Raw genomic sequence first — 22,234 nt, 5'->3', positions numbered from 1 at the left:
CGTGGACGGGTCCGTAGACTCGTGATCGTGCCTCGCTTCCCCGGACGACTCTTCGCCGCTCTGACCCTCGTGGCCGTGTTCGGGCTCGCGGGCTGCACGGGGAATTCGGCCGCACCGGGGCCGGATGCCGGCGACGCGGCGACGTCGACGGCAGGGGAGACGCCCGGCGCGGAGGCGACGACTCCGTCGTCCGCGGGCGATGCGTCGTCGACCCCGGCGGCCTCGTCCGCGAGCGAGGGCGCGCAGCGCCTTCCGCTGTTCTCGCAGACCGTGGCCTCGGTATGGGCCGGGCCGAATCCGGCGTCGGGGCGCGCGTACATCGACGCCCTGACGGCGGCGGGCTTCGACAAAGCGGCGATGCAGGTCACCGCCGATGAGTCCACCATCGGCAATGCGGCGGAGAGCATCGAATTCGCGGTGCGCCTGGGCGACGAGTGCCTCGTCGGACAGGTGGGCCCGTCGATCGGCGACCCTGTGACGACGGTGCTCCCGGGACTTGGCTCCGGTGGATGCCTGATCGGGCAGACGCGCGCGATCGATTGGTGACGGACCCGCGGCGGCCGCTGTGCGCTCGTCACGTCGGTGCGCAGGGGAGCCGCCCCTAGACTGGAACGGTTATGGCCGAATACATCTACTCCATGGTCCGTGCCCGCAAGGCGGTCGGCGACAAACTCATCCTCGACGACGTCACGATGTCGTTCCTCCCCGGCGCCAAGATCGGCATGGTCGGTCCGAACGGTGCGGGAAAGTCCACGATCCTCAAGATCATGGCCGGCCTCGACACGCCCTCCAACGGTGAGGCGCGCCTCAGCCCCGGCTTCACCGTCGGCATCCTGATGCAGGAGCCCGAGCTCGACGACAGCAAGACCGTGCTGGAGAACATCCAGGACGGCGTGGCGATCAAGCCCAAGCTCGACCGCTTCAACGAGATCTCCGCCCTCATGGCCGACCCCGACGCCGACTTCGACGCGCTGCTGGCCGAGATGGGCACGCTGCAGGAAGAGATCGACGCCGCCGACGGCTGGGACCTCGACTCGCAGCTCGAGCAGGCGATGGACGCCCTGCGCACCCCGCCCGCCGATGCGAGCGTCGTCCCGCTCTCCGGTGGAGAGCGTCGCCGCGTCGCGCTGGCGAAACTGCTGCTGCAGAAGCCCGACCTGCTGCTCCTCGACGAGCCCACCAACCACCTCGACGCCGAGAGCGTGCTGTGGCTCGAGCAGCACCTCAAGGCCTACAAGGGTGCGGTCATCGCCATCACCCACGACCGGTACTTCCTCGACAACGTCGCGGAGTGGATCGCCGAGGTCGACCGCGGTCACCTGTACCCCTACGAGGGCAACTACTCGACCTACCTCGACAAGAAGGCGCAGCGCCTCGACGTCCAGGGCAAGAAGGACGCGAAGCTGGCCAAGCGCCTGAAGGACGAGCTCGAGTGGGTCCGCTCCAACGCCAAGGGTCGTCAGGTCAAGTCGAAGGCCCGCCTGGCGCGCTACGAGGAGATGGCCGCCGAGGCCGAGCGCACGCGCAAGTTGGACTTCGACGAGATCCAGATCCCCGCGGGTCCGCGCCTGGGCAGCATCGTCATCGACGCGAAGAAGCTCGAGAAGAGCTTCGGAGACCGCTCGCTCATCAGCAACCTGAGCTTCAACCTCCCGCCGAACGGCATCGTCGGCGTGATCGGTCCGAACGGTGTGGGAAAGACGACGTTGTTCAAGACGATCGTCGGCCTCGAGCCCCTCGACGGCGGAACGCTGAAGATCGGCGAGACCGTCAAGATCAGCTACGTCGACCAGTCGCGCGCGAACATCGACCCCGAGAAGACGCTGTGGGAGGTCGTCTCCGACGGTCTCGACATCATCACCGTGGGCAAGACCGAGATCCCCTCGCGCGCCTACGTGTCGAAGTTCGGTTTCAAGGGCCCCGACCAGCAGAAGAAGGCCGGGGTGCTCTCCGGTGGTGAGCGCAACCGCCTCAACCTCGCCCTCACGCTGAAGGAGGGCGGGAACCTGCTGCTCCTCGACGAGCCGACCAACGACCTCGACGTCGAGACGCTGAGCTCGCTCGAGAACGCCCTGCTCGAGTTCCCCGGCTGTGCCGTCGTCATCACCCACGACCGGTGGTTCCTCGACCGCATCGCGACGCACATCCTCGCCTACGAGGGCACCGAGGAGAACCCCGACCAGTGGCACTGGTTCGAGGGCAACTTCGAAGCCTACGAGGCGAACAAGATCGAGCGCCTCGGAGCGGATGCCGCCAACCCGTCGCGGTCGACCTACCGCAAGCTCACGCGTGACTGACGCAGAAGCATTCCCCGACTCGGGCCCCGCCACCGCGGGGCCCGAGCGGCTTCACGTGCCGATCCCCCTGCGCTGGGGCGACCTCGACGCGCTCGGACACGTCAACAACACCTCGATGCTCAAGCTGCTCGAAGAGGCGCGTCTGCGCGCTTTCTGGCGCGGGGACGGCGAGGGCGAGGCCCTGCCGACGGCCGTCTTCGACATGAGCGTGCTCGAGAGCGGCGGAGAACGCGCGACGCTGATCGCTCGTCAGGAGATCGAGTACCTCCGTCCCGTGCCCTACAGCCAGCGTCCGCTGGACGTGCGCATGTGGATCGGTGCGATGGGGGGCTCGAGCGCCGACATCTGCTTCGAGGTGTTCAGCCCGATCGGCGACGCCGAGCAGGTGCTCTACGCGCGCGCCACGGCCGTCGTGGTCCTCGTCGACACCGCGAGCGGCCGTCCCATCCGCTGGAGTGCGGCCGAGCGGGCTGCGTGGGGGCCCTACGTCGGTGACCCGATCGAGTACCGTCGCCGAGCCGCGAAGGGCTGACTCCGGTCGACGCACGAGGTCTGCGCCTCGACGCCGCCGTGCGTCGACATGGCGCGGGACGGATGCCGCCGGGCGGCGGCATCCGTGATCGCGGTCACTCGCGCGGGACCCGCACCATGACCTCCTGCGCGACGCTCGCCAGCAGCGCACCGTCACGCGTATAGACGCGGCCCGTCGACAGCCCGCGACCGCCGCGGGCGTTCGGCGACTCCTGCACGTAGAGCAGCCACTCGTCCACGCGTCCGGGACGGTGCCACCACATCGCGTGGTCGAGGCTCGCCACGCGCAAGCCCGGTGCGTTCCAGGGCACGCCGTGGGCGCGCAGGATCGTCTCCTGGATCGTCAGATCGCTGAGGTACGCGAGGGAGGCCCGGTGCACGGCCGGGTCATCGGTGATGGGACGGCGCAGCTTCATCCACACGGCCTGCCGCGGCACTCGCGGCCCCTCGACCGAGGCGTACACCGGTGACGACACGTGACGCACGTCGACAGGGCTCGCCGACAGCATCCGCCGGCTGATGGGGTGCAGCGTCTCGACGTCGACGGGCGCCGTGTCCTCGGGCGGGGCGATTCCGTCGGGCATGGGCTCGAAATGCTCGAGTCCGGGGTCGTCGTCCTGGAATGACGCGATCATCGAGAAGATCGGAACGCCCGACTGGAACGCCTGCGTGCGCCGGGTCGAGAACGACCGGCCGTCGTGGATCCGGTCGACCGAGAACGTGATGCCGTCGGCCGGATCGCCGGGACGCAGGAAGTACCCGTGCATCGAGTGCACGGTGCGTGCGGCCGGGAGGGTACGCGAGGCGGCGACGATCGTCTGCGCGAGCACCTGGCCGCCGTAGACACGGCCGGTCGGCATCGCCTGCGACACACCCGTGAAGATGTCTTCGGTCGTCCGGGCGCCGGCATCGCGGAGGTCGAGGACCGCGAGCAACGACGCCACGGGATCGATGGCGTCGGTCACGCTGACTCCCGTTCCGGTGCGGCGAGGTGCGCACCGCTTGCTAGTTTAGAGCGGGTGTCCGCGCGCCTGTTGTTCCCCGACCCGCAGGCGGCAGCCGACCTGCTGACCTTCTCCAGTCGAACGATCCGTCTCGGCGACGGAACCGTGCGCCTGCGCGCCCGCGGGGGAGTGCTCGTCACGACGGCCGCGCCCCTCGCGCCGCGCGGCCTGATGGACGCGACGCCCACCGTGCTCGGGCTGCGCGCATCGGCGATCGACCCCGAGCTGGAATGCGACCTCGTCGTCGAGGCGTCCGCGCTTCTGCCGGCCCCCGACGACGCGAACGCGGTCGTCCTGCCCGAGACGGCGACCTCTCCGGCATGGGCGGGCATCTCGCCGCCGCAGGGCGGCTGGGAGCAGACGGATGCCGTCGACTCGGCCGTCCTCGCCGCGCGTGCCCAGTACGGTGTCGCCGCCGTCGCCGACGCGCTCCCGGCCGACGCGGGCGAGGACGTGGTGCGGGTGATCCGGGCCCAGGTGTGGGGACAGGCCGACGAGGCTTTGGGCGGACTGCCGCTCGGGGTGGCCTTCGCGGCGTTCGCGCTCGGGTTCATCGCCGGCGGCGAAGAGGCGCCCGTGCGCCGCAGCGGAGCGTGGACGCGGCTGAGCCTCACCCGCGGGCACGTGCTCGTGCGCGGGCCGGTGCGCTCGGGGCTGACGGCGGTGCGCGCCACCGGAAGCTGACCGCACGGCGGCCGAGCGTCATCCAGGAAGCACAAAGGTGCCCGCCCTACCGTGGAAGCAGCAAGGGGAGTACTCCCGACGCGGCGTATCCGTCATCACGAGTCCACGGTTGGATTCCGGGTACGTCGGCCCCGAGGGGCGGAGGAGACCTTGACGTCGCGGCAGCATGCCGCCCGTCGAGAGGTATCCCCGTGGTTTCATTCTCCCGTCTGTTCGACCTCGCCTCGAAGGCCGCCGGCAAAGCCTCGGCCGCCAAGAGCGGGTCCCCGTCTTCCGGGAATCGCGACTGGCGCGACATGGTGCGCTCGGCCGCCGACGCCGTGACCGGCGACTCGCGGCCGCGCAACCCGGGGGCGCCGCCCGCCACCCCCGCCGATCGGTACGCCCCGCCCGCGGCGGGCCGACGCCCGGCATCCGGAGGCGCCGTCTCGGCCGACGATCGCGCCGCCATCGCGCGCTACGACTACCTGCTGCGCACGGCCGACCCCGACCGCGTCGAGCAGATGCACCGCGAGGCCTTCGCTCGGCTCACCCCGGCGCAACGCGCGCACGTGCGCGAGCGGATGGATGCCGAGCTGGCGCCGCACGAGCAGCCCCGGTCCGACGCTCCTGACGACCTCGCCCGCACCGCGGCGCGGGCGGAGGCGGCGAGACCGGGTCGCATGTCGTCGCTGCTCGCGAGGGCCGGGAAGGGCGGACTCGTCGGCGCCGGTATCGTCGGCGCCGGCGGCCTGCTCGCCGCGGTCGCCGGAGGCGCGATCGTCAGCGCGGTCGCCGCACCCCTGCTCGCGCAGGCGATGCAGTCCGGGGTCGACTTCGCGGGACTCGCCGAGGGAGTGGACCTGGAGGCCCTGGCATCCGGAGTCGATCTCACCTCGCTCGCGGAAGGATCGGGCATCGGCGAATGGGCCGGAGGGGCGCAGGATGCCGTATCGGGAGCGGGCGAGCAGATCAGCGGGTTCGGCGAGGGCCTGTCGAACCTCGACCTCCCGGGCTTCGGCGACTTCCTCGGCCGCTGAGCCCGGGCGACGGGCGGAGCGGCACCCGCGGGCGGGGTGCACCGACCCCGCGGTTGCTCGGCGAGGCCACCCGCGCTCGCTGAGCGGCGCGGGCCGGCGGGGCGGACGGCCGTCAGTCCGCTGAGCGGACCGGCAGCCCCGTATCGGGGCGTCCGTTCTGCTGCGGGCCGATCCCGCGCGCCTCGAACGTGTTGACCATGGCGTAGGCGGCGCGTTCGAGGTAGTCCCACAGGGGGGCCTCGAAGGCCGGCGGCAGGGCGATCTCATCGACGGCGGCGCGCATGTGTCGCAGCCAGCGGTCGCGCGCGTCGGGATCGACGTGGAACGGCATGTGCCGCATGCGCAGGCGCGGGTGCCCGCGCGTCTCGCCGTAGGTCGTCGGTCCACCCCAGTACTGCGCGAGGAAGAGCGTCAGCCGGTCGGCGGCCGGGCCGAGGTCCTCTTCGGGGTACATGGGCTTGAGAACCTCGTCGGAGGCGACGCCGCGATAGAAGGCGTCGACGAGTCGGCGGAAGGTGTCCATACCGCCGACCTGATCGTAGAAGCTGACGGGTTCGGTCATGACGTGCTCTCTTCGTCGGCGCGCACGGCCGGGGGAGTCGGCTTCGGCGTGTCGGCGCCCGGCGCGGCGGGCAGATCCACGACCGAGGTGGGGGTGTCGTCGCGCAGCGTCTTGGTCTTCTTCGTCTTCGGCGCCGGCGCGCCGTCGTGCTCGGTGTGGTCCTCCACCGTCTCGGAGACGTCGATGCGACGCCCGCGCGGCTTCCACCGGGGACGGTCGTTCACAACGGCGACGGGCGTCTCCTTCGTCTTCGGCGGGTGGGCGCCGCGCACGCTCTGCGCGCCCTCTGCTCCGGTGAGCACGATGGAGTTCAGCTGTGGCAGCGCGATCCCCATCGCATCGATGGCGCGCTTGAGGCGCGCGCGCAGCTCGCGGGCCACGTCGTCCTTCGCGCTCGAGCGCGTCTTCATCACCAGGCGGATGAAGAGGGCGTCACCGCTGATGGACTCCAGGCCCCAGATCTCGGGCTGCTCGATGATGCGCGAGCGCCACTTCTGCTCCTTCGACATCGTCTTCGCCGCGGTGAGCATGGCCTGCTCGACGTCGTCGATGTCGGCATCCACCGGCACGGCGAGATCGATGATGACGCGCGACCAGCCCTGCGACATGTTGCCGATGCGCGTGATCTCCCCGTTGCGCACGTACCAGAGCGTGCCGTTGACGTCGCGCACGTGCGTGATGCGGACGCTCACGAACTCCACGATGCCCGTCGCCAGGCCCAGGTCGACGACGTCGCCGATGCCGATCTGGTCTTCGGCCACGATGAAGATGCCGTTGAGGACGTCTTTGACGATGTTCTGCGCGCCGAAGCCGAGGCCGGCGCCGATCGCGGCGGTGAGCAGGGTGAGGGATGCGAGGGCGTCGGGCGCGACGATGCCGGCGATCCACACGAGGGCGACGATCACGAGCACGACGTTGACGATGTTCTGCAGGATCGTCCCCAGGGTGCGCGTTCGCTGCACGAGGCGGACGGCGCTCAGGGGAGATCGGTCGAGGGCCTGCGTGTCGTCGACCCGCGCCTTGACCTTGGCGCCGTTGACGATGCGGTCGACCACGCGGCGGATGACCACGCGCAGGATCCATGCGGCGATGGCGATACCGACGACAATCCCCAGGATCTGCAGGAGCACGCCGCCGAAGTCGAGCAGGCGGCCGCCGATCCACGTCCAGGTGTCGAGGTTGGCGAGGTCCGAGGGCGAGGTGATCGTGGGAGACGGACTGGGGGAGGGATTTTCGGCGAGAACGAACATCGGGATTCAGACTAACGACGGATGCCTCGGCGCCGGCTGAGCGTCGAGGCATCCGTGGAGGGTGCGAAGGATGGGGAGGAACGATCAGGCGTCGCGTGTGCGCAGCGCGATCCATCCGAGCGCGAGCGGACCGACGACCCACCCCGCCAGCGTGAGCGCGGGCTCGATCAGGTCCTGCGCTCCGGGTTGCGTCAGCGCACCCGCCGCGTTGACGGGAAGGTACTTCGCCGACTCGACGATCCACATCCACTCCGGCCCCGCGATTGAGAAGAGGCTCAGGACGATGGGCAGCACGAACAGCACGCCCACCGTGACCGCGATGGCCCCCGCGCCGCTGCGCAGGAGGAAGCCGAAGCCGACGCCCATCAGGGTGAAGCACGCCATCGACAGCACGCCGAAGCCGAGCGGGACGACCGAGTCCGCCGGGGTCGCCCAATCGACAGGGGCCTGCATCATCGGTGCGGTGACGGCCATCGCGACGGCGTAGATCACGACCGTGGTGACCATCATGGTCGCGGCCACGACCATCGCCTTGGCCAGCAGCACGGCGCCGCGACGCGGTTCGGCGGTCAGGGTCGAGCGGATCATGCCGGTGGAGTATTCGCCGGTGACGACGATCGCGCCGAGGATCCCCGCCACGAGCATGGTGAACTGGGTGGGAGCCAGGATGACGTTGGTCGGCGCCATCGCCCCGCCGGTGTCGCTCGTGGCCAGGGCGATGAGGAGCGACATGCCGACGGACATCGCCGCGGTCACTCCGAGCGACCACCACGTCGATCGGAGGCTGAGGACCTTGACGGCCTCGCTGCGCAGCAGGTGGGCGAAGGTCAGACGGTGAGCCGGAGTGTGCGTGGACCTGCGGGGTCCGGCGGCGAGCGTGGTCATGCGATCTCCTTGGTCTTGTACTCGACCGAGTCATCGGTCAGGGCGAGGTAGGCGTCCTCGAGGGACCCGACGCGCGGACTGAGTTCGTACAGGGGGATGCCGCGGGCGGCGGCGATGTCGCCGACCGTCCGGGCCGTGACCCCGGTGATCTGGGCCGCGCCCGGCTCGATGGCCGTGACCGTGGCATCCGGGGTCTGCAGCGCGGTGACGAGGTCGTCGAGCCGGGGCGAGCGCACGACGAGGGTGGTGGTGGTCCACGCCCCCACGAGGTCGGCGAGAGGGGCGTCGGCGAGGACGCGGCCGCGCCCGAGGACGATGACGTGGTCGGCGGTCTGGGCCATCTCGCTCATCAGGTGGCTCGACAGCAGCACCGTGCGACCCTCCGCGGCCAGGTGCCGCACGAACTGGCGCACCCAGCGCACGCCCTCGGGGTCGAGGCCGTTCACGGGCTCGTCGAGGATCAGCGTGTGCGGGTCGCCGAGGAGGGCCGCCGCGATGCCGAGGCGCTGTCCCATCCCGAGCGAGAACCCGCCCGCGCGCTTGCCGGCGACCGCCCCGATGCCCGTGAGCTCGATGACCTCGTCGACGCGATCGCGACCGATGCCGTGCGTCGCGGCCAGAGCGCGGAGATGGTTCCTGGCCGAGCGGCCGGTGTGCACGGCCTTCGCGTCGAGCAGCACCCCGACCTCGGTGAGCGGCGAGCGCAGGTGGCGGTACTCCTGGCCCGCGACCGTGACCCGTCCGGCCGTGGGACGGTCCAGTCCCACGATCATGCGCATGGTCGTGGACTTGCCCGCGCCGTTGGGGCCGAGGAAGCCGGTCACCCGGCCCGGGGCGACGGTGAACGAGACGCCGTCGACGGCGGTCTTCGCGCCGTAGCGCTTGGTGAGGTTGTCTGCAACGATCATGCGTTCGACGCTACGGATCGGCCCCCGGACCGGTCATCGTCCGCGGGGATGATCCCGCGTCGCCGCGAGGATGACCGGAGACGACGGATGCCCCCTCCCGGGGTGGGAGAGGGCATCCATCGGGGGGCACGACTTACTGCGCGTCGCGCTCCTGCACGGCCAGCGCGCGCTCGACACCGGCGAGGTTCTCGCCGACCAGGCGACGCAGCGCGGGAGCGGCGTCGGCGTGCTGCGAGAGCCACTTCCGCGTCGCGTCGCGCAGCGCCGTGTTCGCGAGGGCCGCGGGGTACAGACCCACGATGAGGTACTGCGCGATCTGGTAGCTGCGCGATTCCCAGATCGGCAGCAGCATCGCGAAGTAGGGCTCGACGAAGTCGGCGAGCACGTCGACCGTGGTCGGGTTCGTGAACCCGGCCGCGGTGGACCGCACGATCGTGTTGGGGGCGTCGGAGCGCGCGATGAGCGAGTCCCAGGCCTCCTGCTTCGCCTCGTGCGAGGGCAGCGACGCCTTCGCCATCGCGGCGAACTCGCCGCCCTTGGCGGTGTTGTCGGCGGCGCGGGCCTCGTCGATGTCGGCGGCGGTGACGGCGCCGGCCGCGGCGAGCGAGACGAGCAGCTGCCACGACAGGTCGGTGTCGATATCGAGACCCTCGAGGGTCGTCGCGCCGTCACGCAGGGCCTTGACCGTCTCGGCGTGGGCCGGGGTGGATGCCGCCGACGCGAACGCCGTGACGAACTGCAGCTGGCTGTCGCTCCCGGCCTCCGCCTGCTGCGCGAGCGTCCACAGCCCGTCGGCCACGCGCTCGCGCGCGGCGTCGCGGGTCGCCGGAGCGACGTAGGAGTTCGCGGCGAGCTGCAGCTGGGCGAGGGTCGTGCGCACCGTGGTGGACTCGGTCTCGGAGCCGATGTTCTGCAGCACCAGATCGAGGTAATCGGTCGCCGAGGCCTCGGCATCCCGGGTCTGATCCCAGGCCGCACCCCAGACGAGCGAGCGGGCGAGCGGGTCGGAGATGTCCTTGAGGTGGGCGATCGCGGTGGCCAGCGAGCGCTCGTCGAGACGGATCTTCGCGTACGCGAGGTCGTCGTCGTTGAGCAGCACGAGGTCGGGACGACGGATGCCGCGCAGCTCGGCCACCTCCGTGCGGTCGCCGTCGACGTCAAGCTCGATCTGGTGCACGCGCTCGAGCGCTCCCGCGTCGTTCAGCGAGTAGAAGCCGATGCCGAGGCGGTGCGGGCGGATGGTGGGATAGTCGCTCGGCGCGGTCTGCACGATCGCGAAGCGCGAGATGGTGCCGTCGGCGCCCTCCTCGATGAGCGGGGTCAGCGTGTTGACGCCGGCCGTCTCGAGCCACTTCTTGGCCCAGTCGCCCAGGTCGCGGCCGCTCGTGGTCTCGAGCTCGGTGAGCAGGTCGCCGACCTCGGTGTTGGACCACTGGTGCTTCTGGAAGTAGGCGGCGACCCCGGCGAAGAACTGCTCGATACCGACCCAGGCGGCCAGCTGCTTGAGCACCGACCCGCCCTTGGCGTAGGTGATGCCGTCGAAGTTGACCTGCACGTCTTCGAGATCGTTGATCTCGGCGACGACGGGGTGCGTGGAGGGCAGCTGGTCCTGGCGGTACGCCCAGGTCTTCTCCATCGCGTTGAAGGTCGTCCAGGCGGCCTCCCACTCGGTGGCCTCGGCGGTGGCGATCGTCGACGCCCACTCGGCGAACGACTCGTTCAGCCACAGGTCGTTCCACCACTTCATGGTGACGAGGTCGCCGAACCACATGTGCGCGAGCTCGTGCAGGATCGTGACGACGCGGCGCTCCTTCACGGCATCCGTCACCTTGGAGCGGAAGACGTAGGTCTCGGTGAAGGTGACCGCGCCGGCGTTCTCCATCGCGCCCGCGTTGAACTCGGGCACGAAGAGCTGGTCGTACTTGGCGAAGGGGTAGGGGAAGCCGAACTTCTCCTCGAAGTACGCGAAGCCCTGGCGGGTCTTGTCGAAGACGTAGTCGGCATCCAGGTACTGCCACAGGCTCTTGCGGGCGAAGACCCCGAGCGGGATGACACGGCCGTCGGCGCTCGTCAGCTCGCTGTAGGTGGCCTCGTAGGGGCCGGCGACGAGCGCGGTGATGTACGAGGAGATGCGCGGGGTCGCGGGGAAGTCCCAGCGGGCGGCGTCGTCGGAGACGGCGACCGGCTCGGGCGTGGGGGAGTTGGAGACGACCTTCCAGCGTGCGGGCGCCGTGACCGAGAAGGTGAACTCCGCCTTCAGGTCGGGCTGCTCGAACACCGTGTACATGCGACGCGAGTCGGGCACCTCGAACTGCGAGTAGAGGTAGACCTCGCCGTCGACGGGGTCGACGAAGCGGTGCAGGCCCTCGCCCGTGTTCGTGTATTCGCAGTCGGCCTCGACGACGAGCTCGTTCGAGGCTTCGAGACCGTCGAGCGCGATGCGCGAGTCGGCGAAGACGGTCGCCGGGTCGAGCGAGCGACCGTTGAGCGTCACCGAATGCACGGTGCGGGCGATGAGGTCGATGAAGGTCGACGCTCCCTCGGTCGCGGCGAAGGTCACCGCGGTGCGGGAGGAGAACACCTCGTCTCCGCGGGTCAGGTCGAGCTGCACGTGGTACTCGTGCGTGTCGACGATCGCGCGGCGCTCCTGCGCTTCGATGCGGGTCAGGTTCTCTCCTGGCACTGGCGTTCTCCCGGGGATGAGGGTGGGATCGTCGCGGATGACGCGCCGGCGTGGGTGACGACGGACGCCGTCGGCGACGACGACAACCGTAATAGCCTAGTCGCGAGATAACTCGCGTCCAGGCCCATCGGGTGGATGGGAAGATGACTGCGTGAGCACGACCGACACGGACACCAGCCCTGAGACCGTCCTCTACGCGTCGCCCGCCGCGTCATCCGGACCCAAGTGGGTCGAGACGCCCGTGGCGTACGACGGCATCCTCCTCGCCGGCTTCGGCGGACCGGAGGGCCAGGACGACGTCATCCCGTTCCTGCGCAACGTCACGCGCGGGCGCGGCATCCCCGACGAGCGCCTCGAAGAGGTCGCCCATCACTACCGCCACTTCGGCGGAGTGAGCCCGATCAACCAGCACAACCGCGAGCTCAAGGCCGCCCTCGAGGCGGAGATCGCCAAGCGCGGGCTGGGGCTTCCGGTGTACTGGGGCAACCGCAACTGGTCGCCGTACCTCGAAGAGGCCGTGACCGAGGCGGCCGAGGCCGGCGACACCACCCTCCTGGCCATCGCGACCAGCGCGTACAGCTCGTTCTCGAGCTGCCGCCAGTACCGCGAGGACTACGCGCGGGTCCTCGAGGCCACCGGCCTCGGCGAGACCGTGACCATCGACAAGGTGCGCCAGTTCTTCGACCACCCCGGCTTCGTCTCGACCTTCGTGACGGGCGTCTCCGAAGCCGTGTCGGCATTCGTGGCCGAGGGCATCGCCCCGGAGAAGATCCGCGTGCTCTTCTCCACCCACTCCATCCCCACCGCCGACGCCCAGCGCTCCGGCCCGCGCGACGTGGACTTCGGCGAGGGCGGGGCCTACGAGGCCCAGCACAAGGCCGTCGCCGCCTTCGTCATGGCCGAGGTCGCCGCCGCCGTCGCCGACGTCGAGTGGGAGCTCGTCTACCAGTCCCGCTCGGGCCCGCCCACGCAGCCCTGGCTCGAGCCCGACGTCAACGACGTCATCGCCGAGCTCCCCTCGCGCGGGGCGGAGGCCGTGGTGATCGTGCCGCTCGGCTTCGTCAGCGACCACATGGAAGTGCTGTGGGACCTCGACACCGAGGCGATGGAGGCCGCCGAAGAGGCCGGCATCCGCGCCGTGCGCACGCCGACCCCCGGCATCGACCCCGCCTACGTGTCCGGCCTGGTCGATCTGGTCGAGGAGCGACTCAAGGGCACACCGAAGGCCGACCGCCCGCACCTGACCGACCTCGGGCCCTGGTACGACGTCTGCCGCCCCGGATGCTGCGAGAACATCCGCGCCGGCTTCAAGCCCGTCGCGGCGGGTCTGCGCCCCTGACGCCCCCAATGCCGCCCGTCCCTCGCGAGGGGGCGGGCGGCATCGTCATCCCCACCCGCGTCGCCCGCGGCCCTCAATAGGATTGGCCCCATGCGCATCCACATCGGCACCGATCACGCCGGTCTCGAGTTCTCCACCCAGATCCAGCACCACCTCGCCGCCCAGGGACACGAGGTCATCGACCACGGGCCGGTCGAGTACGACCCGCTCGACGACTACCCGGCGTTCTGCATCCGCGCCGCGCAAGCCGTCGTGCGCGACCAGGCGGCGGGCGTCGAGGCCCTCGGTGTGGTCTTCGGCGGCTCGGGCAACGGTGAGCAGATCGCGGCGAACAAGGTGCTGGGCGTGCGCGCCGCGCTCGTGTGGAACATCTCCACCGCCGAGCTCGCCCGCGAGCACAACGACGCCAACGTCATCTCCATCGGCGCGCGCCAGCACACCTTCGACGAGGCCGCGTCGTTCATCGACCGCTTCATCGCGACGCCGTTCTCGGGAGAGGAGCGCCACGCGCGCCGCATCGGCCAGCTCGCCGCGTTCGAGCAGGACGGGGTGCTTCTTCCCGACCCGCGCGCCGGCCGATCGGAGAACACCATGACCGACGCGAGCGATTCGTTCGACCCCGAGGCAGGCTGATGCCCGAAGGGCATTCCGTCCATCGGATCGCTCGGCAGTTCGAGCGCAACATCGTCGGACGCACGGTCTCGGCATCCAGCCCGCAGGGCCGATTCGCCGAGGGTGCCGCTGTGCTCGACGGACGCGAGGCGCTCGAGGCGCGGGCGGTCGCGAAGCAGATGTTCCTCCGCTTCGACGGCGACGTCTGGCTGCGGGTGCACCTAGGCATGTACGGCGCGTGGGACTTCTCGGGCGAGGTCTCGGTCGACGCCACCATCGCGTCGTCCAACGGGCGCATGGGCCAGACGAACCAGCGGGGGACCGTCGTCGACGAAGCGATCATGGATGCCGCGGGCGAGAACTCCCTGAGCTCGATCGGCGCCCCGCGACGTTCCCGCGTGCGGATGTCGGAGCAGACCACCGGCCTCGACGAGGAGACGGAGTGGCCGCCGCCGCCCGTGGGAGCGGTGCGTCTGCGTCTTCTCACCGAGACCACGTGCGCCGACCTGCGCGGCCCGACCGCGTGCGCCCTGCAGACGCCCGACGAGGTGCAGGCGACGATCGACAAGCTCGGGCCCGACCCGCTGGTCGACGACCTCGCCGAGGGCGAGGAGCGCTTCACCGCGACGGTGAGGAAGAAGCCCACCCCCATCGGGCTGCTGCTCATGGACCAGTCCGTCGTCAGCGGCATCGGCAACGTCTACCGCGCCGAGCTGCTGTTCCGCGCCCGGCAGAACCCGCACACCCCCGGTCGCGAGGTGCCCGAGGAGGTGGTGCGCGATCTGTGGCGCGACTGGGCGCGGCTCCTGCCCATCGGCGTCGAGACCGGCCAGATGATGACGATGGACGATCTCGATCCCGAGGCGTACCGCCGCGCGATGGCGCACCGCGACGACCGGCACTGGGTGTACCACCGCGCGGGGCTCCCGTGCCGGATCTGCGGCACGACGGTGCTGATGGAGGAGGCCGCGGGGCGGAAGCTCTACTGGTGCCCCAACTGCCAGGCGTGACGGCGTCCCGAGGAGGTCGAGCCCGGTCGAGCCTCCAGGCGTTTCGGGGGTTCCGGTCCCTGCGACGGGCTCAGGGACCTGAGTCGCGGAGGAGGTCGAGCGCGTCGGAGCCCGGCTCCGTTCTAGGCTGATCCGGTGCGCCAGAATCCGAGCTTCGCGATGACCGACGTCGGTGAGATCCGCCGTCTCATCGACCTCCATCCGTGGGTGACCCTCGTGAGCCAGACCGATGACAGCCTCGTCGCCTCGCACTACGCCGTCATGCTCGACGACACCCGCGACGACCTCACGATCGTGGGGCACGTGGGCAAACCCGACGATGTCATCCTCGGTCTCGGTGATCGCGAGCTGCTCGTGGTCGTCCAGGGCCCGCACGGCTACATCACCCCGCGCTGGTACGGCGACGTCCCCGCCGTGCCGACCTGGAACTTCGTCTCGGCGCACCTGTCGGGCATCCCGGAACTGCTGTCGGCGGAGGAGAACATCCGCGTGCTCGACCGGCTCGTCGACCGCTTCGAGGGTGACGGCGCCGATGCGCGCGGGCTGTACACGCTCCCGAACGACGCCGCCTTCGTCGAGCGCCTCGAGCGCGGCACGGTCGGCTTCCGCCTGACGCCGACGCGCGTGACGGCGAAGCGCAAGCTCAGCCAGAATCGCAGCCCCGAGGTGATCGACACGATCATCGCGGGACTCGGGTCTGACAACCCGGGGCTCGCGGCGGAGATGCAGCGCGCCGCCGACGCACGGGTGCGCCCGTGATCGGGGAGAGCGTCGGCTTCGTCCGCGGCGTGCGCGTGGCCGGCCCCGGGCGCGAGCTGCTGCCCACCGACGAACCGGTCGACCTCGTCCTCGCCGACGGGGTCATCGCCGACATCGCGCCGACCGGCAACCTGCGCCCCGCCGGTGTCGTCGTCGAGGGCGAGGGCGGGTGGCTCCTCCCGGGCCTGTGGGACCACCACGTGCACGTGCTCCAGTGGGCCCTCGCGGCGAATCGCGTCCCGTTGGGCGGGATCTCCTCCGCGCATGAGGCCGCGGCCGTCATGGCGCTCGCGCCCCTCAGTGACGGGCGACGGATCGGTTCCGGCTTCCGCGACGGGTTGTGGGCCGACGCGCCGCGCCTCGACCTGCTGGATGCCGCGACCGGCGACGTCCCGACCTATCTCATCAATGCCGACGTGCACAGCGTCTGGATGAACTCCGCGGCCTTCCGTCGCGAGCGGTTCGCTCCCGTGGCATCCGGGATGCTGGTCGAGGAGGACGCGTTCGAGATCTCCCGTCGCCTGAACGCCGTGGAGGCCGACGTCGCCGACGGCGCCGTCGAGCGCATGGCGCGAGCCGCGGCGGCCCGGGGCCTCGTCGGGCTCGTCGACCTCGACATGACGTGGAACGACGAACCGTGGCAGCGTCGCGCGGCGCGGGGCTTCGACGCCCTGCGGGTGTCGTACGGCACCTACCCTCAGCACCTCGACCGGGCGATCGCCGAGGGCCTGCGGACGGGTGACCGCGTGCGCGGCGGGCGGAACGACCTCGTCCGCGTCGGACCGCTGAAGGCCATCACCGACGGCTCGCTCGGCACGCGAACCGCCGCGTGCGCTCACCCCTATCCCGGCGATCCCGCCAACCGCGGTCTGCTCACCGTCGCCCCCGACGACCTCGTCGAGATGATGACGCGAGCGACCGCCGCCGGTCTCGCGTGCGCGATCCACGCGATCGGCGACGTCGCCAACAGTCACGCGCTCGACGCCTACGCGGTGACGGGTGCGGTCGGGACGATCGAGCACGCGCAGCTCGTGGCCCACGCCGACATCCCGCGTTTCGCCCGCCTCGGCGTGGCGGCCAGCGTGCAGCCCGAGCACGCGCTCGACGACCGCGACATGACGGATGCCATCTGGGCCGGGCAGTCGGCGCAGCCCTACCCCCTGCGGGCCCTTGCTGACAGCGGCGCCAACCTCCGCTTCGGATCCGATGCTCCGGTGGCGCCGCTGGATCCGTGGGCGGCGATGGCCTCCGCGGTGTTCCGCACCCGCGATGGGCGCGAGCCCTGGCAGGCGCATCAGAGGGTGGAGATCGGCACCGCGATCGCGGCATCCACCGCCGGGGGATCCACGACACCGGCCGAGATCGCGCCGGGGGCGGTCGCCGACCTCGTGATCGTCGGCGTCGATCCGCTGACCGCCGATGAGCGCGCGCTGCGGTCGATGCCCGTGCGCACGACACTGGTGGCCGGCCGGGTGACCCACGGCGTCTGACGGCTTCTCCCGCGTCGCGACGGTCCGGCATCTCCGGGACCGCCCGGATGACCGAGGGCGCCCGGGCATGACGAAGGGGGCGGTGCTCACGCACCGCCCCCTTCGTCGACGTCTTACGCGGCGAGGTGCGCGAAGAGGAACCAGCGGTCCTTGTCGAGGCCGCGCTTGATCTCGATCGCGACGTCCTGGCTCGACATGTCGATCTCGTCGAGGCCCTCGATGGCGGCCTCGATGTCGACGAGAACTGCGTCGATGTCGGCGATCACCGCACGGATCACGACGTCGGACTGCGCGAAGCCGGCAGGCACTTCGGTCGCCTTCGCCTTGGCGGCGACGGTGGACAGGCGCGAGTCGATCGGCAGGCCCAGGGCCACGATGCGCTCGGCCGCGAGGTCGGCCCAGTCCTGCGCGTGGGCGACCACGGTGTCGAGCAGCTCGTGCACGCCGATGAAGTTCGAGCCGCGCACGTGCCAGTGCGCCTGCTTGCCGTTGACGACGAGGGCCTCGAGGCCGATCACGACGGGGGAGAGGAACTGGGCCGTGCCGGCGGCCATCGTGGGGTCGACGGTGGTGGCGGCGGGGGTCTGAACGGTGCTCATGTCTGCTCCTTGTCGCAGTGAACGAAGTCTGATGGGTGCAACGCTACTCACGCCCGAGCATTCCGCAAGCAAGATGAGGCTCGGCTAAATCCCCGGTGAGGAGGCAATCCTTACCTTCCCTCCGCTCCTCTCCGACGTCCTGCCGCGGCGCCGGCTATCAGGGCGGCGGTAGCCACGATGACGAGCCCGACCGGAGCCGCGGGCGCACCCGTCCGGGGGAGCTCTGCGGAGGTCGGCCGCCCGGGGAGCACCGCACCCGCGGTCGCCTGGGTCAGCTGCACCACCGGGGTCACCGTGGCCCGTCCCCGGCGGGAGTCGTTCTGCGCCTCCGCGTCGAGACGCAGTGCCATGTCGAGGCGCACCGTGCGCCCCGCCGGAATGATCTCGCTCACCCACGCGCCGCCGGGCGGCACCGGGACCGACGCCACGACCAACCGCAGGGCGTCCGCCAGCGCTCGGCTGGCAGGGTCGCCGTCGTCGGTGGTCTCGAGCCGCAGTCCCGCGCGAGCGGGGTCGGCACTGCCGTTGCGGATCCAGAGAGTGGCGACGCTGCTCGTCCCGGGGACGAGCGGTCCATCCGGTGCGAAGAGGCGGATGGAGCCGTCGGCGACGAAGTGCTCGCCGTCGTCGCTCACGAGGAGCCGCGCTGGAGAGGAGCCGACGGTGTCCGCCCTCGCGGGCGCCGGGACCGCCACCGAGCACGACGCGGCCAGGATCGCCGCGACGACCGCCATCGGGGTGCGCGAGCGGCGTCGAGGACGACGCAGGTCGAGAGCGAACATCACCGCGTTCCACGCGATCACCGCGACGCCGACGACGGCGATCGCCGCCCCGCGCTCCTGGCCGCCGAAGACGGCCGAAGGGTAGCCGAGCAGCGGGAGCGCGAGCACGACCGTGCCGCGGAGCTGTTCGCGTTGCACGGGAGGGTCGTCGAGGTCGTTCGCGTCACCACGGGTGATGAGAAGTCGGTCCCCGCTCGTGCTCGAGGTCGTCCCCACGACGCGATGCGTCACCACGGCCGGCTCGCCCGACCGGATCTGGTAGGTCACGACATCGCCCACGCGTACGGCGTCGAACGGCGTCGGGCGCACCGCGATGAGGCTCCCCGGCGGCATCCCGGGATTCATGCTGCCGGTGAGCACCGTGTAGGTCTGCGCGCCGAGGACGGTGGGCACGACGACGGTCAGGAGGGCGAACGCCGAGACGGCGATCAGGAGGATCGTCGACAGGATGCCGCGCGCCCGCGCCATGCGTCCGGGGGAGGGCGGGGCGGAACGGCGATCGCGCCGGAGGCCGACGTTCACGGACACGTCGCACCCCCGAGGACGAAACCGAGGCCGTTCCCGGGGACGACGGTCTGCGCAGCGCTGGGCGACGACCGCCAGAGGCCGTTGATCGACACGGCGGCGACGGTGGGATTGCCGGTCAGCAGGGTCACCACGCCGCCGAGCAGTCCGCCCTGCACGGTGACAGAGAACGTCTCTCCGGTCACGGTGGCATCCTGCACGCGCGCGAGCTCGGGGGGCTGACCCGTCCGCACGTTGGTGGCGATCACGGAGTACTCCTTCGCCCCCGTCACCCGCGCCCAGGTGAGGCGCGCGGCGGCGAGCCCGTTGACGGTCGTCGGTGCGCACGACAGCAGCGTCGGCGCACCGAGTGCGCCCGCATTCAGGGCGGGCAGCGGGACGGGCGCGCTCACCTGCCACGCGGCGGATGCCGGGCTGGCGCCCGCCAGGGCCAGGATCAGCGCGGTCACCGCGACCGTGGCCCGCGCGTGTCGACGCCGCGTCGTCACTGCACGACCTGGTCGGCGGTGACGACGACGGTCGGCGTGAGCGCCGTGCCCTGGAGGGAGGCGGGGGCATCCGCCGCGAGGGTGGCGCGCACGCACAGGTCGACCGACTGTCCCGGGCTGAAGCCGCCGGCCGGTGCGTAGGACGTACCCGAGGCGATGACCGTCGCGCTTCCGCACGAGCCGAGGTAGACCCGCGTCGTGACGTACGCCGGGGCGGTGACGGTGGGCGTCAGACGCCAGCGCAGCGTCGTTCCGCCGGCGCCGGTCTCGGTGACTCGCAGCAGGGGGGTGTCGCTGGAGCGGTCGGGGTACAGCGGCGTCCACGTCGACCAGTCCCCGATCCACTGGGTGGCGAGGTCGAACGACCCGGATGCCACGGGTCCCGCCGTCAGCGATGCCTGAGCGCGCCAGGAAGCCTGGGCGGCAGCGGTGCCGGTACCGAGCACCAGGGCCGCCGCGAGCACCGCCGCTGCGCGCAGTCGTCCGCGGGGGGACGCATCACGCGTCGACATCGAGGCACCGGGTCAGCTGGACGCCTGCGTGAGCGTGAAGGCGATGTCGTTGAGGTTGACGCTCTGGGTGGCTCCGGCACGGCCCGTCGTCCCGGGCTTGAAGGTGATGGTGAGGGTCGCCGTGGCGGCGCCGCTGTTGGCCGAGGTGAGGCGGTAGGTGTTCGTGCCGGTCGCCGTGCCGTAGCTGCTCACCGTGAGGACCACGTCGAGGTTGCTGCCCAGGGCTCCCGACGTGAACGTCGACCCCACCTCGGCCTTGAGGTCCGCGGCGATGGTGGTGCCCACCAGCGTCACGTCCAAGGGCTGGGTCAGGGTGAGGACGTCTCCGGGGACGATCTTGACGGTGGTCAGGTTGCTCACCGATTGCGCCGAGCCCAGCACGCCCTTCAGGCTCCACGTGCCCGTGCCGAGCGAGAGGTTGAGATCACCCGCGCTGACGGGGCCAGCGGTGAGCGCGGTCTGGGTCGACCAGTAGGCATACGTCCCACCGCCTGCCGACAGCAGGGCGGCACCGACGGCGATTGCGAGGATGGCGGTGGTGCGCCGGTGCCGTCGGACGGGTCGGGCGGTGGGGGTGGGGGCGGGGGCGGGTGCTGTCGACGATGACATGACGACTCCAAGAGCGGCTGCGACTGAGGTGGCTCCGAACCTACGAGGGCTCCGGCCGGCTGCCACTACCGGTTCTGGGTCGCCGGGTACCGTTCCGCTCGTCCCTCGGTAGTCGTCAGTAGTGCCCCGCGACGGCTAGCCTCGGCCCATGACGATCGCCCCCGATGCCTCCGTCCTGACCCTCGACGGCGCGACGCCCTCCCTGCACGGCAGTGCGTTCGTGGCATCCGGGGCCCGTGTCGTGGGTGCGGTGACCCTCTCCGAGGGGGCGAGCGTCTGGTACAACGCCGTCCTTCGCGCCGACAGCGCCCCGATCGTGGTCGGGCCCCGCAGCAACCTGCAGGACAACGTCTCCGTGCACGTCGATTCCGGCCACGGGGTCGTCATCGGCGCCGACGTATCGGTCGGCCACAACGCGGTCGTGCACGGATGCAGGATCGACGACGGATCGCTCATCGGCATGGGTAGCGTGGTGCTCTCGGGTGCGCACATCGGCGCGGGATCGCTCGTGGCCGGGGGCGCGGTGGTGCTCGAGGGGACGATCGTGCCGCCGGGGTCGCTGGTGGCGGGTGTTCCGGCGAAGGTGCGCCGCGAGCTCACGGCGGCGGAGCGCGAGGGGATCGTCCGCAATGCGGAGACCTACCTCAGGCACACGGCGCGCCACGCCCACGCGCAACACGTCTGATCCATCACGCGGGACCGTCGGTGCTCGGGACGCGGTGCGCAGTGAGCGCGGCCCGCTGTTTCGCTCGCCGTCCGCCACTCGCGATGGGTGGGCGTCGCGAGCGAGGCGTGCATAGGGTGGGGCGATGACCATCACCACTCTCGAGCCCGGTGAGGTCTTCGTCTTCGGGTCGAACGCGGCCGGCGCGCACGGCGGGGGAGCGGCCCGGTTCGCCCTCGATCGTTTCGGGGCCGTGTGGGGACAGGGCGAGGGGCTGCAGGGTCGGTCCTACGCGATCGACACGATGTCGGGGCCGACCGTCTTCGAGGAGCAGGCGCGCCGATTCGTCGCGTTCGCTGCCGACCACCCGGAACTGCGCTTCCTCCTCACCGAGGTGGGCTGCGGGATCGCCGGATACCGCCCCGAGCAGGTGGCGCCGTTCTTCACGGGGGCCGGTCGCAACGTCGAACTGCCCGCGTCGTTCCGCCGCGTCCTGGCCCGCCGTGCCCCCGATGCCGAGGGAGAAGTCCCGTGATCATCGCCCTCAGTACCGCCGTCCCTCTGCTGATCGCCGGGGCGCTCATCGCATGGTTGGCCTACCGGTCCTCCCGCGGCACGCTGACCCGCAACCTCTGGATGGGCATCCGCACGACCTCCACGATGCGCAGCGACGAGGCGTGGCGGGTCGGACACACCGCGGCCGTCGTGCCGATGGCCGTGTCCGGGGCCGGTCTCATCGCGGCGGGAGCCGCGGCGGTCGTCGCGGGCGAGGACGCGGCTGTGTGGACCGCGATGGCCGGCTGCGCGTGGGCAGTCGTGTGGCTTCTCGTCGCCGCGGTCGTGGCCGGGCGCGCGGTGGAACGGATGGATGCCGATACCGGGCGCTGATCGGAAGGAGCCGTGATCGTCGCAACGACGGGGGAGTGGAGGGGCTGACGAGAATCGAACTCGCATCATCTGTTTGGAAGACAGAGGCTTTACCACTAAGCTACAGCCCCGAATTCCGCCGCTCATGACGAGCC

24 protein-coding genes and 1 tRNA gene are annotated in these 22,234 nt (G+C 71.0%); 13 read left to right on the top strand and 12 right to left on the bottom strand.

Annotated features, from left to right (window positions below; translation table 11 throughout):
• Window positions 1-27: 27 nt before the first annotated feature.
• The 3 genes from AB0N80_RS15180 (at window position 28) to AB0N80_RS15170 (ending at window position 2,829) form a co-directional block, all read left to right on the top strand.
• Complete coding sequence (locus tag AB0N80_RS15180) at window positions 28-546, top strand: hypothetical protein (RefSeq protein WP_363391889.1); 519 nt, start codon at window positions 28-30, stop codon at window positions 544-546.
• Between the two features lie 71 nt (window positions 547-617).
• Window positions 618-2,297: an energy-dependent translational throttle protein EttA gene (gene ettA, locus AB0N80_RS15175; RefSeq protein WP_315995564.1), complete on the top strand. Its 1,680-nt coding sequence runs from the start codon at window positions 618-620 to the stop codon at window positions 2,295-2,297.
• Window positions 2,290-2,829 carry a thioesterase family protein gene (locus AB0N80_RS15170; RefSeq protein WP_315995565.1) on the top strand — a complete coding sequence of 180 codons (540 nt, stop codon included), beginning with the start codon at window positions 2,290-2,292 and terminating at the stop codon, window positions 2,827-2,829. Before ettA ends, AB0N80_RS15170 begins: the two co-directional genes overlap by 8 nt.
• A 94-nt stretch (window positions 2,830-2,923) precedes the next feature.
• Here the strand turns inward: AB0N80_RS15170 and AB0N80_RS15165 are convergent, their stop codons facing one another.
• On the bottom strand, window positions 2,924-3,793 hold the full coding sequence (locus tag AB0N80_RS15165) for an acyl-CoA thioesterase II (RefSeq protein WP_363391886.1): 870 nt from the start codon (window positions 3,791-3,793) through the stop codon (window positions 2,924-2,926).
• A 54-nt stretch (window positions 3,794-3,847) separates the two neighbouring features.
• Between AB0N80_RS15165 and AB0N80_RS15160 the strand changes: the two genes are divergently transcribed.
• Together AB0N80_RS15160 and AB0N80_RS15155 are read left to right on the top strand one after the other, a co-directional pair.
• Window positions 3,848-4,516 (top strand): hypothetical protein, encoded by a 669-nt coding sequence (locus tag AB0N80_RS15160; protein WP_363391884.1) that lies wholly within the window; start codon window positions 3,848-3,850, stop codon window positions 4,514-4,516.
• 191 nt (window positions 4,517-4,707) lie between these two features.
• A complete protein-coding gene (locus AB0N80_RS15155) occupies window positions 4,708-5,535 on the top strand; it encodes a cation-transporting ATPase (RefSeq protein ID WP_363579216.1) in 828 nt (275 codons plus the stop codon).
• A gap of 112 nt (window positions 5,536-5,647) precedes the next feature.
• On the opposite strand, the gene AB0N80_RS15150 is transcribed toward AB0N80_RS15155, so the two are convergent.
• The 5 genes from AB0N80_RS15150 to pepN form a co-directional block, all read right to left on the bottom strand.
• Window positions 5,648-6,097, bottom strand: a complete 450-nt coding sequence (locus AB0N80_RS15150; RefSeq protein ID WP_315995569.1) for a globin — start codon at window positions 6,095-6,097, stop codon at window positions 5,648-5,650.
• The gene (locus AB0N80_RS15145) at window positions 6,094-7,347 is read right to left on the bottom strand and encodes a mechanosensitive ion channel domain-containing protein (RefSeq protein ID WP_363579214.1); all 1,254 of its coding nucleotides are present in this window, start codon (window positions 7,345-7,347) and stop codon (window positions 6,094-6,096) included. The genes AB0N80_RS15150 and AB0N80_RS15145 overlap by 4 nt, the downstream gene beginning before the upstream one ends.
• 84 nt (window positions 7,348-7,431) lie before the next feature.
• Complete coding sequence (locus AB0N80_RS15140) at window positions 7,432-8,232, bottom strand: ABC transporter permease subunit (protein ID WP_363579212.1); 801 nt, start codon at window positions 8,230-8,232, stop codon at window positions 7,432-7,434.
• The gene (locus AB0N80_RS15135) at window positions 8,229-9,140 is read right to left on the bottom strand and encodes an ATP-binding cassette domain-containing protein (RefSeq protein ID WP_315995572.1); all 912 of its coding nucleotides are present in this window, start codon (window positions 9,138-9,140) and stop codon (window positions 8,229-8,231) included. Before AB0N80_RS15135 ends, AB0N80_RS15140 begins: the two co-directional genes overlap by 4 nt.
• Window positions 9,141-9,273: 133 nt before the next feature.
• Complete coding sequence (gene pepN / locus AB0N80_RS15130; RefSeq protein ID WP_363579209.1) at window positions 9,274-11,823, bottom strand: aminopeptidase N; 2,550 nt, start codon at window positions 11,821-11,823, stop codon at window positions 9,274-9,276.
• A 151-nt stretch (window positions 11,824-11,974) separates the two neighbouring features.
• Between pepN and AB0N80_RS15125 the strand changes: the two genes are divergently transcribed.
• The 5 genes from AB0N80_RS15125 (at window position 11,975) to AB0N80_RS15105 (ending at window position 17,033) form a co-directional block, all read left to right on the top strand.
• Window positions 11,975-13,162 (top strand): ferrochelatase, encoded by a 1,188-nt coding sequence (locus AB0N80_RS15125; RefSeq protein WP_363391873.1) that lies wholly within the window; start codon window positions 11,975-11,977, stop codon window positions 13,160-13,162.
• A gap of 90 nt (window positions 13,163-13,252) precedes the next feature.
• The gene (locus AB0N80_RS15120; protein WP_315995575.1) at window positions 13,253-13,795 is read left to right on the top strand and encodes a ribose-5-phosphate isomerase; all 543 of its coding nucleotides are present in this window, start codon (window positions 13,253-13,255) and stop codon (window positions 13,793-13,795) included.
• Window positions 13,795-14,784 (top strand): DNA-formamidopyrimidine glycosylase family protein, encoded by a 990-nt coding sequence (locus AB0N80_RS15115; protein ID WP_315995576.1) that lies wholly within the window; start codon window positions 13,795-13,797, stop codon window positions 14,782-14,784. Before AB0N80_RS15120 ends, AB0N80_RS15115 begins: the two co-directional genes overlap by 1 nt.
• Window positions 14,785-14,919: 135 nt before the next feature.
• Window positions 14,920-15,543 (top strand): FMN-binding negative transcriptional regulator, encoded by a 624-nt coding sequence (locus AB0N80_RS15110; RefSeq protein ID WP_363579207.1) that lies wholly within the window; start codon window positions 14,920-14,922, stop codon window positions 15,541-15,543.
• Complete coding sequence (locus tag AB0N80_RS15105) at window positions 15,540-17,033, top strand: amidohydrolase family protein (protein ID WP_363579205.1); 1,494 nt, start codon at window positions 15,540-15,542, stop codon at window positions 17,031-17,033. The genes AB0N80_RS15110 and AB0N80_RS15105 overlap by 4 nt, the downstream gene beginning before the upstream one ends.
• Before the next feature lie 113 nt (window positions 17,034-17,146).
• Here AB0N80_RS15105 and AB0N80_RS15100 read toward each other — a convergent pair whose 3' ends face one another.
• The 5 genes from AB0N80_RS15100 to AB0N80_RS15080 all read right to left on the bottom strand — a co-directional run bounded on the left by AB0N80_RS15100 (window position 17,147) and on the right by AB0N80_RS15080 (window position 20,548).
• The gene (locus AB0N80_RS15100) at window positions 17,147-17,632 is read right to left on the bottom strand and encodes a DNA starvation/stationary phase protection protein (RefSeq protein WP_076675873.1); all 486 of its coding nucleotides are present in this window, start codon (window positions 17,630-17,632) and stop codon (window positions 17,147-17,149) included.
• Window positions 17,633-17,742: 110 nt separating this feature from the next.
• Window positions 17,743-18,942, bottom strand: coding sequence for a signal peptidase I (locus tag AB0N80_RS15095; protein WP_363579203.1), 1,200 nt, complete (start codon window positions 18,940-18,942; stop codon window positions 17,743-17,745).
• On the bottom strand, window positions 18,933-19,427 hold the full coding sequence (locus AB0N80_RS15090) for a hypothetical protein (protein WP_363579202.1): 495 nt from the start codon (window positions 19,425-19,427) through the stop codon (window positions 18,933-18,935). The genes AB0N80_RS15095 and AB0N80_RS15090 overlap by 10 nt, the downstream gene beginning before the upstream one ends.
• Window positions 19,424-19,939, bottom strand: coding sequence for a hypothetical protein (locus AB0N80_RS15085; RefSeq protein ID WP_363391860.1), 516 nt, complete (start codon window positions 19,937-19,939; stop codon window positions 19,424-19,426). The genes AB0N80_RS15090 and AB0N80_RS15085 overlap by 4 nt, the downstream gene beginning before the upstream one ends.
• Window positions 19,940-19,951: 12 nt before the next feature.
• On the bottom strand, window positions 19,952-20,548 hold the full coding sequence (locus tag AB0N80_RS15080; RefSeq protein WP_315995582.1) for an alternate-type signal peptide domain-containing protein: 597 nt from the start codon (window positions 20,546-20,548) through the stop codon (window positions 19,952-19,954).
• Window positions 20,549-20,696: 148 nt separating this feature from the next.
• On the opposite strand from AB0N80_RS15080, the gene AB0N80_RS15075 reads away from it, so the two are divergent.
• The 3 genes from AB0N80_RS15075 (at window position 20,697) to AB0N80_RS15065 (ending at window position 22,100) form a co-directional block, all read left to right on the top strand.
• Window positions 20,697-21,233 carry a gamma carbonic anhydrase family protein gene (locus AB0N80_RS15075; protein WP_315995583.1) on the top strand — a complete coding sequence of 179 codons (537 nt, stop codon included), beginning with the start codon at window positions 20,697-20,699 and terminating at the stop codon, window positions 21,231-21,233.
• A gap of 124 nt (window positions 21,234-21,357) precedes the next feature.
• The gene (locus AB0N80_RS15070) at window positions 21,358-21,747 is read left to right on the top strand and encodes a hypothetical protein (protein ID WP_363579199.1); all 390 of its coding nucleotides are present in this window, start codon (window positions 21,358-21,360) and stop codon (window positions 21,745-21,747) included.
• The gene (locus tag AB0N80_RS15065) at window positions 21,744-22,100 is read left to right on the top strand and encodes an SdpI family protein (RefSeq protein ID WP_363391852.1); all 357 of its coding nucleotides are present in this window, start codon (window positions 21,744-21,746) and stop codon (window positions 22,098-22,100) included. Before AB0N80_RS15070 ends, AB0N80_RS15065 begins: the two co-directional genes overlap by 4 nt.
• A 36-nt stretch (window positions 22,101-22,136) precedes the next feature.
• Here the strand turns inward: AB0N80_RS15065 and AB0N80_RS15060 are convergent.
• A tRNA-Gly gene (locus AB0N80_RS15060) sits at window positions 22,137-22,210 on the bottom strand.
• Between the last annotated feature and the right edge of the window lie 24 nt (window positions 22,211-22,234).

Source organism: Microbacterium sp. NPDC089188, assembly GCF_040685155.1.
GTDB lineage: Bacteria > Actinomycetota > Actinomycetes > Actinomycetales > Microbacteriaceae > Microbacterium > Microbacterium galbum.
Note: the sequence above shows the minus strand (reverse complement) of the source record. Positions and strands in the feature narration are given on the sequence as shown.

Excerpts from the sequence above, each read along its gene's own strand:
- AB0N80_RS15120 (WP_315995575.1), top strand. The coding sequence starts at position 13,253 with ATGCGCATCCACATCGGCACCGATCACGCCGGTCTCGAGTTCTCCACC.
- AB0N80_RS15070 (WP_363579199.1), top strand. The coding sequence starts at position 21,358 with ATGACCATCACCACTCTCGAGCCCGGTGAGGTCTTCGTCTTCGGGTCG.
- AB0N80_RS15080 (WP_315995582.1), bottom strand. The coding sequence starts at position 20,548 with ATGTCATCGTCGACAGCACCCGCCCCCGCCCCCACCCCCACCGCCCGA.
- AB0N80_RS15075 (WP_315995583.1), top strand. The coding sequence starts at position 20,697 with ATGACGATCGCCCCCGATGCCTCCGTCCTGACCCTCGACGGCGCGACG.
- AB0N80_RS15115 (WP_315995576.1), top strand. The coding sequence starts at position 13,795 with ATGCCCGAAGGGCATTCCGTCCATCGGATCGCTCGGCAGTTCGAGCGC.
- AB0N80_RS15145 (WP_363579214.1), bottom strand. The coding sequence starts at position 7,347 with ATGTTCGTTCTCGCCGAAAATCCCTCCCCCAGTCCGTCTCCCACGATC.
- ettA (WP_315995564.1), top strand. The coding sequence starts at position 618 with ATGGCCGAATACATCTACTCCATGGTCCGTGCCCGCAAGGCGGTCGGC.
- AB0N80_RS15085 (WP_363391860.1), bottom strand. The coding sequence starts at position 19,939 with ATGTCGACGCGTGATGCGTCCCCCCGCGGACGACTGCGCGCAGCGGCG.
- AB0N80_RS15140 (WP_363579212.1), bottom strand. The coding sequence starts at position 8,232 with ATGACCACGCTCGCCGCCGGACCCCGCAGGTCCACGCACACTCCGGCT.
- AB0N80_RS15135 (WP_315995572.1), bottom strand. The coding sequence starts at position 9,140 with ATGATCGTTGCAGACAACCTCACCAAGCGCTACGGCGCGAAGACCGCC.
- AB0N80_RS15150 (WP_315995569.1), bottom strand. The coding sequence starts at position 6,097 with ATGACCGAACCCGTCAGCTTCTACGATCAGGTCGGCGGTATGGACACC.
- AB0N80_RS15100 (WP_076675873.1), bottom strand. The coding sequence starts at position 17,632 with ATGAGCACCGTTCAGACCCCCGCCGCCACCACCGTCGACCCCACGATG.